General features: G+C 59.2%; 15 protein-coding genes. 4 read left to right on the top strand and 11 right to left on the bottom strand.

All coding sequences use genetic code 11. From position 1 onward, the window contains the following. Nucleotides 1–581: 581 nt before the first annotated feature. The 9 genes from FBZ97_RS10980 to FBZ97_RS10945 all read right to left on the bottom strand — a co-directional run bounded on the left by FBZ97_RS10980 (nucleotide 582) and on the right by FBZ97_RS10945 (nucleotide 6,896). Nucleotides 582–728 (bottom strand): DUF1127 domain-containing protein, encoded by a 147-nt coding sequence (locus tag FBZ97_RS10980; RefSeq protein ID WP_083258017.1) that lies wholly within the window; start codon nucleotides 726–728, stop codon nucleotides 582–584. A 260-nt stretch (nucleotides 729–988) separates the two neighbouring features. Then, nucleotides 989–1,459, bottom strand: a complete 471-nt coding sequence (locus FBZ97_RS10975) for an MEKHLA domain-containing protein (protein ID WP_145319356.1) — start codon at nucleotides 1,457–1,459, stop codon at nucleotides 989–991. A 215-nt stretch (nucleotides 1,460–1,674) separates the two neighbouring features. Then, nucleotides 1,675–2,478: a phosphonoacetaldehyde hydrolase gene (gene phnX, locus FBZ97_RS10970; protein ID WP_145319353.1), complete on the bottom strand. Its 804-nt coding sequence runs from the start codon at nucleotides 2,476–2,478 to the stop codon at nucleotides 1,675–1,677. Between the two features lie 5 nt (nucleotides 2,479–2,483). Continuing rightward, nucleotides 2,484–3,629 carry a TIGR03364 family FAD-dependent oxidoreductase gene (locus tag FBZ97_RS10965; protein WP_145319350.1) on the bottom strand — a complete coding sequence of 382 codons (1,146 nt, stop codon included), beginning with the start codon at nucleotides 3,627–3,629 and terminating at the stop codon, nucleotides 2,484–2,486. 121 nt (nucleotides 3,630–3,750) lie between these two features. Then, nucleotides 3,751–4,653 (bottom strand): LysR family transcriptional regulator, encoded by a 903-nt coding sequence (locus FBZ97_RS10960; RefSeq protein ID WP_186449480.1) that lies wholly within the window; start codon nucleotides 4,651–4,653, stop codon nucleotides 3,751–3,753. A gap of 294 nt (nucleotides 4,654–4,947) precedes the next feature. Beyond that, nucleotides 4,948–5,121: a hypothetical protein gene (locus FBZ97_RS34370; RefSeq protein ID WP_156090752.1), complete on the bottom strand. Its 174-nt coding sequence runs from the start codon at nucleotides 5,119–5,121 to the stop codon at nucleotides 4,948–4,950. 290 nt (nucleotides 5,122–5,411) lie between these two features. Further along, entirely contained in the window at nucleotides 5,412–6,011 is a 600-nt protein-coding gene (locus FBZ97_RS10955; RefSeq protein ID WP_246661733.1) for a TetR/AcrR family transcriptional regulator, read from the bottom strand. 16 nt (nucleotides 6,012–6,027) lie between these two features. Next, on the bottom strand, nucleotides 6,028–6,456 hold the full coding sequence (locus FBZ97_RS10950) for a hypothetical protein (protein WP_145319344.1): 429 nt from the start codon (nucleotides 6,454–6,456) through the stop codon (nucleotides 6,028–6,030). Continuing rightward, on the bottom strand, nucleotides 6,453–6,896 hold the full coding sequence (locus tag FBZ97_RS10945) for a hypothetical protein (RefSeq protein WP_145319341.1): 444 nt from the start codon (nucleotides 6,894–6,896) through the stop codon (nucleotides 6,453–6,455). The genes FBZ97_RS10950 and FBZ97_RS10945 overlap by 4 nt, the downstream gene beginning before the upstream one ends. Nucleotides 6,897–7,520: 624 nt before the next feature. Here FBZ97_RS10945 and FBZ97_RS10940 point away from each other — a divergent pair. Next, the gene (locus FBZ97_RS10940; protein WP_113329414.1) at nucleotides 7,521–8,252 is read left to right on the top strand and encodes a LuxR family transcriptional regulator; all 732 of its coding nucleotides are present in this window, start codon (nucleotides 7,521–7,523) and stop codon (nucleotides 8,250–8,252) included. Here FBZ97_RS10940 and FBZ97_RS10935 read toward each other — a convergent pair. Together FBZ97_RS10935 and FBZ97_RS10930 are read right to left on the bottom strand one after the other, a co-directional pair. Further along, nucleotides 8,242–8,901: an acyl-homoserine-lactone synthase gene (locus FBZ97_RS10935; protein WP_113329415.1), complete on the bottom strand. Its 660-nt coding sequence runs from the start codon at nucleotides 8,899–8,901 to the stop codon at nucleotides 8,242–8,244. The genes FBZ97_RS10940 and FBZ97_RS10935 overlap by 11 nt on opposite strands. A 189-nt stretch (nucleotides 8,902–9,090) precedes the next feature. Continuing rightward, nucleotides 9,091–9,303 carry a 3-hydroxyacyl-CoA dehydrogenase NAD-binding domain-containing protein gene (locus FBZ97_RS10930; RefSeq protein WP_145320033.1) on the bottom strand — a complete coding sequence of 71 codons (213 nt, stop codon included), beginning with the start codon at nucleotides 9,301–9,303 and terminating at the stop codon, nucleotides 9,091–9,093. Nucleotides 9,304–9,445: 142 nt separating this feature from the next. On the opposite strand from FBZ97_RS10930, the gene paaG reads away from it, so the two are divergent. From paaG to paaK, 3 genes are all read left to right on the top strand, one after another. After that, nucleotides 9,446–10,234 carry a 2-(1,2-epoxy-1,2-dihydrophenyl)acetyl-CoA isomerase PaaG gene (gene paaG, locus FBZ97_RS10925; protein ID WP_145319338.1) on the top strand — a complete coding sequence of 263 codons (789 nt, stop codon included), beginning with the start codon at nucleotides 9,446–9,448 and terminating at the stop codon, nucleotides 10,232–10,234. Further along, complete coding sequence (gene paaI / locus FBZ97_RS10920; protein WP_145319335.1) at nucleotides 10,231–10,674, top strand: hydroxyphenylacetyl-CoA thioesterase PaaI; 444 nt, start codon at nucleotides 10,231–10,233, stop codon at nucleotides 10,672–10,674. Before paaG ends, paaI begins: the two co-directional genes overlap by 4 nt. A gap of 104 nt (nucleotides 10,675–10,778) precedes the next feature. Continuing rightward, a complete protein-coding gene (gene paaK / locus FBZ97_RS10915) occupies nucleotides 10,779–12,089 on the top strand; it encodes a phenylacetate--CoA ligase PaaK (protein ID WP_113350789.1) in 1,311 nt (436 codons plus the stop codon). The last annotated feature ends 81 nt before the right edge of the window (nucleotides 12,090–12,170 follow it).

Below are 12,170 nucleotides of genomic sequence, written 5' to 3'. Positions count from 1 at the left end.
TAGCTCGCTCCGCGCCGCCAGGCGCGATATTGGATTTCTCGGCAACCGAGTTCGCTCTCGAGGTCGCAATCAATTTGCGATATTGCCTGAACCTTGTCCGACCAACGCCGGAATGCATCGCTTTGGCTGACCTCGTTTTGCTGCGAGCCAGAAACTACGGCGAAGCGAGAATGGGGCATAAGCCACAGCTATTCGCAGAGGCCGAGGATGCACTGGCCAAGGCAATAAGGCTGCTCGAGATCGAACTCGAATATTGCGCAAAACAGAACATGAAAGGCAGCTGCGAAAAAGCCGCCTGAAAACTTCGCCATAGCAGCCGCGACGATAATAGCGAAAAAACCTTGGCAATCAGTTGCGTTCCGGATCGTCTGCCGACTTGGCGGCTGGCATGAATTGCCAATGCCGCGTCAAGAGAAAGTGCCGGTCGGGAAGCCGGGCGATCGCCTTCGATGCCACCAGGGATCACGGCACGAGCTGCGGCTTCTACTGGCTATTGCTTGTCAAAGAGAGGCGATGACGGCGCGCGCCCAAAGGTCTCTTGCGGCGGCGCATACCTCGGGGTATGCGCTCGAAAAGATGATTTAGTTGCCGCGGGCGCCGCTGACGGCGTAGGGGATATGCGAGCGGGCAATGCCGAGATCACGAAGGACATGATCGTCGAGGGCGGAAAGCTCGCGTATGGCTCTGCGCTGTTCGCTAAAGCGCTTGATCTTCTCAAATACTCTCATTTTTACGGTCTCCTTTGCTGATGCGCCGGAGATAGGCATTTATCCGCCTAAATAAAATGCACATGCCTGCACGATAGCCATGCCGGTTTTGCACGGCTCATGACCATAAGATTGGCGGGATGAACACGTGCTGGTCCTTATCACCATATTCGAGAGTGCGATCGGCTCTGGATTTCACTGACGGATCGCTACCTTCCGCGACTGTTGCGGCCCTGACGCAGCGAACTTAGCTTTTGAACCGTCTGTCTCTATCCTACGGCCTATGCATCCTGCCATTTGGAAAAGGTTGCAGCCTGCCCGCGCAAATTGCCATCTCGGTCCACGAGCTGCCAGACGATACCGGCATCGATCCAGAAACGTCGTCCGGATTTCGCAATCCTCAGACCGCGATAGTCGGAGATGAAGCCGTTACGGGTCACCGCGTCCAGCAACTGCTGACGCTCCGCCCGATTGGGAAGCTCGGCCGAAAGCCGCGAGGGCAGCGTTATGAACTCGTCCCATGAGTATTCGAAGCAATTCTGCGCAGCCTTGTTGGCGTAGACGAAACGCGGATCGGCATCCGTATTATGGGCGAGGACCACAAACGGCGCGTCGCGATAGAGCCAATCCGGCCCCGCGCCCTCGCCAATCAAGGAAGAGCCGACAATGCGTTGAAAACTGCCGGTCAGAAGTTCAAAAAAGCCTTCGTCAACCGATAAATCGACAGTATTGCTTTCAGGCCTATCAGTCATCTCTTCCCTTCCTACCATTCTGGGCATCGACGGGAGCGATACCTATCAAATTGCGTGGGAGATCAAAAGCAGAGCAAGCGGGAAGACGCGAATATCCATCATCAACCACACCGCGAAGCCAGGGCCTCCAAAGTAAGCACGAACAAGTTACCGACAGCGTGCCCAAGGACGAGATTGCCGCAACGGAGCCCTGCCAGCTCTGAACACCAACCAAATTACGGTCGTTCGCCGGCGGCCAGCCGACGTTCGATATCATCGATGACAGGCAGCAGATCGGCAACCGTATCGATGACATAATGCGCGCCCCGTGCCTTCAGAACGCCGGCTGCACGCTCACGAACCTTGGCGAGCGCATCCGGCGCCATAGCGGCGATCTCTTGCGGAGTGAGACCCGCCTCATTGCCGCTCAGTGCGACGCCGACCGTCCAGCAGCCGGCCGCAACGCCTTCATCGATGCCGACACCGGTATCGTCGACCTTGACCACCGCATGCGCCGGCCAGACATCGAGATCGAGGAAGCACTTGTACATGTTCATCGGCGTCGGCCGGCCATGCGGCAGGTCGCCGGCGCAGACGAGATTGTCGACCTCATAGCCCTGCTCTTTCGCGAGCGGCAGGACACGCTCCATGATCGAGCGTGTGTAACCCGTCGTGGAACCGATCTTCATCCCGCGCTGGCGCAGCGTCCCGACAACTTCGGTCGTGCCCGGCACGAGATTGGCGAACTTATGCACCACCTCCTCGTTCATCGGCACGAAGACCTCGTAGACCGCGTCGACATCGGCTGCCGTCGGTGTCTTGCCATGACGCGTGGCCCACAGCTCGCGGATGCGAGGCTGCTTCAGCATGGCGTCGATATGATCCCATTTCGGCCGCCCCATCGGCTCACGCGCTTCCGCGATGGTGACCTCGATGCCGAAGCGGCTGAAGACTTCCACGAAGACGCCCATGGGGGCGAAGGATCCGAAGTCGATGACCGTTCCAGCCCAGTCGAATACAACGGCTTTCAATTGGCTCACTGATTTCACTCCCAAGACCGAGATGTCGAAGCGTAGAGGTCGTCGATGACCTGCTCACCGAGGGCGAAGCCGGTCGAGGCGCCGGTTCCGCCCGTCACCATCACGAGGCGGATATGATCGGCGGGGCGCTCGACCAGCACCGTCCGCTCCTTCGACGAGGCATAAGTGCCGATCCAGCGGTTGACGACGGTGCGGCCCGGCAGATCGAATACGCGATCGAACTCATCGAGGATCAGCCGGTCGAAGCGCTCGCTGGCGAATGGCTGCTGCGCATTGCCGTAGACATGGCTGTCCCCGACGACGAGAGAACCGTCGGCCGACTGGACCGCGATCAGGTGGATGCCGGCGGCGCGGCTTTCGGTCTCTTCGCGATCGAGCCGCTTTCCAAGTGCTTCCGCTTCCGGCAGCTGGGCAAAGCCTTCGTAACGGGCAAGGCTCATATCCGACATGACGGCCGCGCCGAACCTGCTCGGCTGAGCGGGTGCCACCCGCAGCATCTGCAATGTGCAGATCATGAGATTATGCTTGGCGATGACATCCGGGAAAAGCGTCGAGAAATCGTCGCCGGGGCAGACGACGACGGCTTCCGCCTCGATCGCGCCGTGGCTGGTCTCGATCCGCATTCCCTCGATGGCACGGACGGCTGTGTTCCAGCGAAAATCGACCTTGTGCCGAGCCTCGAGCCAGGCTGCGAGCTTCGGCAGCGCTTCCGAAGATTCGACACGCAGCTCATGCGGGCTATAAAGAATGGTCTCGACGCCATCCAAACGCAGGCTCGGCACGAGATCGCCAGCCTCGGCCTTCGTCATCAGGCGGCACTTCTCGCCCATCGGTGTCTTCAAAAAGGCGTCGACAACCACGGCGGCTTCCGAGCGACGCGCCGGCATGACCAGGCCGCGATGGATGACCGCGATGCCCGCCTCGTCGACAATCTCGGCCCAGATGTCACGCGCCCGCATGGCGCGCTCCCAATGGGCACCCGCCTTCTGCCCGCTAATGGTCACGAAGCCGAAATTGCGAATGGAGGCACCGACCGCCTTGGCATTGCGCTCGATGACGACGACCTTCTTGCCCTGGCGCACAGCCGCCAATGCCACGCCGATGCCGACAATACCCGCACCGACAACCGCAAGGTCATATCCATTCACCATATCGTTACCCTTCCTCGGCCGGCATCGAGCCTAACCGTCAGCCTATAGGGCAAACACTAGCAAAATGATATGACAGAATTATAAATTATAAAAAATTATATGATTTGCCTATAGTATAAAATCAACTCGAAGGCATCCCGCCATCGACTTCGCGCGCGTGCTCCTTGGCAACATCGAAAAAAGCCTGGATGGCCGCGTGATCGCGGCATTCCGGCAGGGTGACGAGGTAATGGCCGATGGCCAGCTCCGGCTCGACCAACGGCACGACCTCGATATGGTCATCGGGCGGAACCTCGCCTTCTATAGAGATCGCCAACCCAATTCCGGCAGCCGCCGCAGCATAGGCAACGTCAAGTGTCGCGACTTCAAGCACCGGCTTCAGGCGTATGCCCCGCTTGTTCGCCGCATCCTCCAGCAGCGTGCGAGTGCCGGACGCCTTGTTCCAGAGCACCATGTCGCGGCCATCGAGATCGCCGAGCGTCAGCCGGCCCTTGGCCAGCATCGGATCGCCTCTGCGGCCATAAATCGCCACGCGCGATTCATGCAGGCGCAGGGAGGAAAAGCGGCTGTCGGGCGCCACCTGCGAGATGGCGGCGACATCGATCTCGCCGCGCAGCACGGCGCCGGCGAGATCGAGCGAAGGCCCGCCCCGTGTCGTCAGGCGCAGCGAAGGATATTCGCGGACGAACGCCGTTAGGACCGGCATGATGAGGCGATGCGCACTGAAGCCGATCGAGATCGTGCCCGAGTTCAAAGACGTGGTGTCGGTGATTGCGCGGTCGACCTCGTTCAGGCATTTCAGCGCGATCCGGATCTTGGCGATCAGATCGACCGCCGATGGCGCGACGCTGACATTATGCCCATCCCGAATGAAGACGCGCGTGCGGCACAGCTCCTCGAATGACTGGATCTGCGTCGAAACTGAGGGCTGGCTGATGCCCAAATCCTCGGCTGCACGGGAAAACTTTCCCGTGCGCGCCAAAGCTTCGACGGCCTTCATTTGCGCAAGCGTGACAGACGGCATTCTACAAAGCCTCACCTGGAGAAATCGCACGGCTGTCCGTTTCAATAAGTCGCGTATCTCGAGGAGGCAACCGGCTTTGGGCTGGATGTCCATGCGAAATAGCTTCAGCGCAGCACCGACCTGTTGGAAAGCCGCGACAGTCCCCATAGCGCGATCAATGTCGCCGCCCCTAGGATCATTGTCGCCAAAAGCCCGGAGCGCATCAATTTCTAGCGGGGATCATATCCACATGCAGTGAGGCAATTTCGCGCATTCGCTTGGTTGAAAGACTGTGATGGAAGCCTGAGCGATATCCTAGTCGTCCTTGTTTCGGGTCTGCCGCACCTCTTCCACAATCGCGTCGGTGTTATCCTTACGCTCCCGTGTCTCCTTTCTGCGGCGGTCGGGATCCGCCAATTGCCACAGGACAATACCGGCAGCACCGAGGCTGCCGATGATGGCCACAATGACTTCGAGATTCCAAATCATTGCCCTCCCCATTTATTCAGGCGCATCCGCGCGTCGTGCTTGGCTGTGCAACACAGGCTATCAAGCGATCCCGGCTTCAGTTCGCCTTCGTCATCAGCCCACACTTCTCTCTGCAAAAGTGCGGTAGCGGTCATTCCAAAACGCCACCATGTGGGCGGCAGCGAGAAGACCCACCGTACCGACCATTTGCGCAATTGGCCCTGCCGAGACAGACATCATGCGCACTGCTTTTTCCTCCGCGAAGGGGTGCTTCCATTCGTCCAACGTCTCTCGCCGCCATTTCTTTCGTCTTAGGGGCTGACGGCGCGTCGGCAGAAGTCGGTAACGGCTGCCACCAGCCTCCGCCGGTCGACATCCGATCCATCGGCCAGACAGTCATCCACCGCACTGTGCATGGAATTGAACAGCATGACGGCCGTGAGCCGGGCATCGACGAAGGCGAACGCGCCGGCAGCATGACCTTCGACAAGGAAGGACGTGAGGCGACTAACAAGAGGATTGGCACGTTTCATGTCCCGCTTCGTCGGCTGAAACTGTTGAAATACCAGATCGTGAAGCGCGACCTCGTCGAGATAGCCGAGAACACAGGCCTCCATCAAAACGTCGAGCCGCCGCACCCAACTGTCAGAGGCGGACACTCTGGCGACGGCATCGATCCTCTCGCAAAAGAGCTCGACGAACCGCGCTTGCAGAGCTTTAAGGACATCGTCCTTGGTCTGAAAATAAAGGTAGAAAGTACCCTTGGCGACGTCTGCGGCATCGACGATCTCCGCAACACTGGTCGCGGCAAACCCCTTCTCCAGAAACAGTCTCTGCGCGGCATCCATCAATTCCTCACGGCGAATTTCCGGCGGCTTGGTGCGCGGACGCGGACGATCTGTAACGGTCACGGGTTCTCCTCGCTGTTCATAGGCTGTCGATGATGATACCCGCTGGCGAGAGAGCGGATGCGCACAACCACCTTACCGCAAGCGAGCCCTTTTCAAAGACTTCTAACGGCATATCGAGCGGAAGACGAGCAAGACTGCGCCGAGCGTCATCGAGCGCGGATGCGGGGGCGACAACTGCGACCCCGAGAAGGGAGCGGCAAAGCGCCTCGCGAACAAGATCCAGCCGCTGCGCCAGCATGGGCAGCACAGCCACATCTCTTTGAAACGCGCATCCGCAAGCCGCGACTAGGAGGAGAGCAAAAGGTTGTTCGCGTCTCAGCCAGCTCTCGATCATATCGAGGCCCGCGCGCATGCCGTCGACATCAAGCGGCGTTTCCGCGACCAGTATCGCGAGCGGCCAATGAGTCTCATCACCCTCGGGCAACATCGATATTTGCCCGCTCATGACAGCCCGCGCAAAGCTGCCAGACCTCGCAGTGCCCCACCAACGTCCAGTGGTCTTCCTTGCGCTGCCGAAAGGGAAGCAAGCCACATCGCCGCCTCATTGACGTCATCGAACATCTGCGCGGGAATTCCGAATAGCTTTTCGGCATCCATGCGGCTCATCTCTTCGAGAGCCTCCGACGGTACGACGGTCGCCATGCCGATGACGAACTGCCTGATCCGCTCGCCATTGGCCTGAAGCCAGACCTTTGCATCCTTTGCGCCGCCTTCAGGCCGCTTGAGCGCCTCGGCATCGGTGAAGACACGCAATGTCGAAAAGGATCCGCCGCGATCGAGCCAGGCGTCCCAATCCGAAAAGAAGGCGAGCTGCTCATCGAGCGACATCGCGCCGCGAGCGGCGGAAAGCACGAGCGGCCAATGGCTGAGATCGTGACGGATCATGACCGGATACCCCTCGATGCGGCAAATCGGAAGCAGGCGTCGCTCTGTGTTGCGCCTCCCACATTCTCAATACGGACAACCATTCGCATGCCCCTTAAAACCTGACAGTGATAGCCCACATATATGACTGACCGTCGGTCATTTGTAAAGGGAAGGACATTCTTCGAGCCTGATATTATGGAGCTTGCACCCTGCCCGGCCTTAAAGCCGGCATGATCGCCCTCCATGTGGGTTCGTCAGACGTCGTGAAGGTTTCGATTACCCGGCCTAATCAACCATCTTTCTGAATGCGGATTTCGCGTGCGACAGCCGGCGTCGGCACGGTCGCGAGGGAAGCAGCGGGCGCTTAGCGAAACGTTATATGGCGCGTATGGACATATGGCGAGGGGTTTGGACCTGTACCCTCCGCGTGTATCCAAAGGTGCATCAACACAACCCTCATGTGATTGGCAGCGACTATGTTTTCGACAATTTTAAGAGCCCAATCATGCCGCGAAAAGTTGGCTTCTGAATAGCTGAGAGTGCGGCCGGAGCGCCAGGATGACCTTCAAACTTTGAAAGACATCCCAGTCGCGCTGCGCATGGCCCAAGCACCGCTTTCACTTCGGCTTCTATGGTGAGACTATGTTGACAGGATCACGCCAATCTCATTGCTTGTCTGAGATCGCTCAGGCAAATGACATCGATGAATTGCGACAGTTCTTATTCAAGTTCTGTTCTTTATACGGCCTGGCAAACGCAGCCTTTCATGTGACGCAAATCGCCGCCCTGTCGCAGCAAAACCCGCTTCTCCTGCTGACCTACCCGCCGGAATGGGTAGACACATATATAGCGCACGATTACTTCTCGATCGATCCCGTTGTTCAAGCCGGACGCAACGGATTTCTGCCCTTCGACTGGTCGACCCTCGATCTGAAGTCGCCGCAAAGCATCTCCTTTTTCCGCGAAGCCGAAGCCTTTGATGTCGGGCGCTACGGCTTGACGCTGGTCGTTCGAGGGCCTCACGGCGAGCGATCGCTTTTTACAGTTACCTCAAATCTGAAGAGCGGCGACTGGGAGCAATTGCGAAACAGCATAATAGGCGATCTGCAGGTGATCGCCTATTATCTGCACGAGCAGTCATTGATCGTGTCCGGTCTGCGAGAGCAAAGCATTGGACGCAAGCTTTCGAAGCGGGAAACCGAGTGCCTGGAACTGCTGGCGCACGGCCTGCTTCCGAAGCAGATCACATCCATTCTTGGAATTTCCGAAAGCGCCGTGCGCCTGTATCTCAGCTCCGGCCGCCGCAAACTTCATGTCAGCACCACAAATCAGGCCATTGCGAAAGCAATTTCGCTCGAGCTCATCAAAAGCTGAACTGAATGTTGCCCGGCGACGAAGATGCGAATTGCAAGGTGGGGGTCCTGTCATCCTTGCCGCGCATCGTCCTCAGCCGCTGCTCAAGCCGCTGATCGGACTCCTCGTTCACCTCCCAAAGGCCGACATAGAGGTTGCCGATCTCCGGCCGCGAACGCGCAAGCGGCGTCGGCGACCATCCGATCTTTCGGTAAACCCCGATCATCGATGCATCATAGACGCCCATGATGTGCTCGATGCCCGATTTCAAGCTCAGACGGCAAAGACCGGACAGCAGTTCGACGGCGGCTGTCTGCGACGACGGATGGCCGGCCTGGAGCGGAGGATGCACGCAAAACCGGGTACACTCCCAGATCGAAGGGCTGCAGATATCGAGATCCTCGTTGAAAAAATGCTGGAACTCGCTCGAAAGCATCGTCTCGCTCGTTGTCGGCAACAGCCGCAGCGAACCCGTAAGCTCGTCGTCCTCTTCCTTCACGGCCAGGTAGATGGGGTCGTGCTCGTCGTCGAAGCGGTCAATCTCCAAACCACCTTCAACGTTGACATCCCACCCCATTCGATCACGGAAGACGAGCGCGCGGGCGCGGAACATCTGAGTGAAATACGAGGACGCCGCATTGCGGTCTCGTCGGGTCAGTATCTGTAGCATCAGCGTCTCCAAATTTTGCCTTAACAAAGCACCTTGGAGCCAGGCTTCAATATATCGATTCCGCCAGATTGCGTGACCGCGAGTACCCTTTAGAATCGAGGGGTGCGGAGCAAGGCAGAGGCTCCACCGCTCCCGCGACCTCTCCCGTCGGCATGCAGGGCTTGCGGACATTCGGCGCGCTAACGACTTTCAAGCGCAACGATTTCGGCAAGGCCGCGGGTTTGCCCATAATACATCGGGCAGCCGCGCCAGTGTTAAGCCGATCGCCAGGACTTCCGTGACCGTTTTCCCGGCCGGCACAATCTTCAGAAGCTTCGTGACATAGGCAGGCCCGAAGAAATGCAGCCTCACGAAGCGCTCCGGCTGCACAAGTCCTTCGCTAATTTCATCCGGATCAAGAATAGGACGATGAGGGCCATCGCACCTTCATGCGTGAACGTTGACGGTCATGGTCCTCATGTCAATCATTGCATTTATAATTGACTGACCGGTCGGTTTATGCAAGAGTTTTGCGTCGCCATCGAAAGGGCGGCAGGGAGGAAACATGTCCGAATCCGACACCATTCTGTCGGCGCTTGCCGATGGCGTCTTGAGCCTCACGCTCAATCGACCCGACAAACTCAACTCCTTCAACGAGGAAATGCATCTCGCGCTGCGCGCCGGCTTCGAGCGTGCACATCAGGATGCGGATGTTCGCGCGGTTCTCCTGACGGGAGCCGGTCGTGGCTTTTCGGCCGGCCAGGATCTCGGCGATCGCGATCCGCGCAAAGGCACTCCGGATCTCGGCCATACGATCGAGACTTTTTACAATCCCCTGCTGCGCCTCATTCGCAGTCTGGAAAAGCCAGTAATCTGCGCGGTCAATGGCGTTGCCGCCGGCGCCGGCGCCAATATCGCATTCGCCTGCGATATCACGATCGCAGCCCGTTCCGCCCGCTTCATCCAGGCCTTCGCGAAAATCGGCCTCGTGCCGGATTCCGGCGGCACCTGGAACCTGCCGCGGCTGATCGGCGAAGCCCGCGCCAAGGCGCTGGCGCTGACGGCTGAGCCTCTGGATGCGGAAACGGCGGCCAGTTGGGGCCTGATCTGGCGCGTGGTAGACGATGAAACGCTGATGGATGAGGCAAAGGCGCTTGCCATCAGGCTCGCCGCCGGCCCAACAAAAGGCCTCGGCCTGACGAAGCGCGCCATTCAGGCGGCAGCGGCAAATTCGCTCGACGAACAGCTCGATCTTGAACGCGACCTTCAGCGCGAAGCAGGCCGCAGCGCCGACTATGCCGAGGGCGTCACGGCTTTCCTCGAAAAGCGCAAGCCGGAGTTCAAGGGCAAATGAGCATGGCCGACACGCTTTCCCCAGAGGCGCTTGCAGAAGCATGCGCAAAAGCCATGTGCGACGAAGACAATGCCAGCCGCCATCTCGGAATGGAGTTGCTTGCAGTAGCACCGGGTGAGGCTACGCTCTCGATGGCGATCACCGAAGCGATGACGAATGGTCACGGCACCTGTCATGGCGGCTACATATTCACGCTTGCCGACTCTGCATTCGCCTTCGCTTGCAACAGCTACAACCAGCGCACCGTCGCCCAGCACTGTTCGGTGACCTATATCGCGCCGGCCTTCAGGGGCGACCTGCTGACGGCGACGGCGCGGGAGGTGTCGCGCCGCGGCCGCGGCGGAATTTACGACATTGCGATCACCAATCAGCAGGGCGAGCAGATTGCGGAATTCCGCGGCCACTCGCGAACGGTCAAGGGCACGCTACTGCCGGAATAGGGTTCATGCCAGCAGCGCCCAGCATTACCCGGAAAAATGCGCAGCGGTGTTCCGGCCGGAATGGGGAAGAGACAAGAGGACAAGCATTTCTGGAGGAGACATTCATGGAAAACCTTTCCCCGCGAGCCAGCGAGCTGGAAGCGATCGAGATAGCCTCGCGCGACGAGATTTCCGCGCTGCAGCTTGAGCGCATGAAGTGGTCGCTCACCCATGCCTATGAGAATTCGCCCTTCTATAACAAACGCTTCGATGAAGCCGGCGTGCATCCCTCCGATCTGAGGGCCTTGTCCGATCTCGCCAAATTCCCCTTCACCACCAAGAAGGATCTTCGCGACACCTATCCTTTCGGCATGTTCGCGGTGCCGCGCGAAAAGCTTGCCCGGCTCCATGCTTCCTCCGGCACAACAGGTAAACCGACCGTCGTCGGCTATACCGCCAAGGACGTCGATACCTGGGCGAGCGTCGTTGCGCGTTCGATCCGGGCCGCTGGCGGCCGGGCCGGCGATCTGGTGCATGTCGCCTACGGCTACGGCCTGTTCACCGGTGGCCTTGGTGCACATTACGGCGCGGAAAAGCTCGGCTGCACGGTCGTCCCTGTCTCCGGCGGCATGACGGAACGGCAGGTGACGCTGATCCAGGATTTCAAGCCGCGCATCATCATGGTTACCCCCTCCTACATGCTGTCCATCCTCGATGAATTCCGCCGCCAGGGCATCGACCCCCGAGAAAGTTCGCTTGTCGTCGGCATCTTCGGCGCAGAGCCATGGACCAACGCCATGCGCGAGGAAATCGAACACGCCTTCGACATGCATGCCGTCGACATCTATGGCCTGTCTGAGGTCATAGGTCCGGGCGTTGCAAGCGAATGCGTCGAGAGCAAGGACGGGCTGCACATCTGGGAAGACCATTTTTATCCGGAGATCATCGATCCCGTCACCGGCGCGATCTTGCCAGATGGCGAACTCGGCGAGCTGGTGTTTACGACGCTGACCAAAGAAGGGTTGCCAATCATCCGCTACCGCACGCGCGACCTGACGCGGCTGCTGCCCGGCACGGCACGCTCGATGCGCCGCATGGAAAAGGTGACGGGGCGCTCCGACGACATGATGATCCTGCGTGGGGTCAATGTCTTCCCGACACAGATCGAGGAGCAGATCCTCAAATGCCGCGGGCTTTCGCCGCACTTCCAGATCGAGCTGACGCGCTCCGGCCGCATGGACAACATGACCGTTCATGTCGAATGCACGCTGGAGGCGGCGGACGAAATCGCGCGCGGCGTTTCGGCAAAGGAACTCACCCATCACATCAAGAGCGTGGTCGGTGTCTCGACGAAGATCGCCGTGCATCCGCCGGGCGGCGTTGTCCGCTCGGAGGGCAAGGCAAAGCGTGTGGTCGACAACCGCCCGAAAGAATGATTGGTGTCGTAGCGGATAGCCCGACAAGGATTTGATCGTGTATAGGAAGCATCGACCATTAGGCATGGATAAGGTCAACCG

Origin of the sequence: Rhizobium sp. ERR 942, from assembly GCF_007828395.1 — a bacterium.
Taxonomy (GTDB): Bacteria; Pseudomonadota; Alphaproteobacteria; order Rhizobiales; family Rhizobiaceae; genus Rhizobium; species Rhizobium dioscoreae.
Note: the sequence above shows the minus strand (reverse complement) of the source record. Positions and strands in the feature narration are given on the sequence as shown.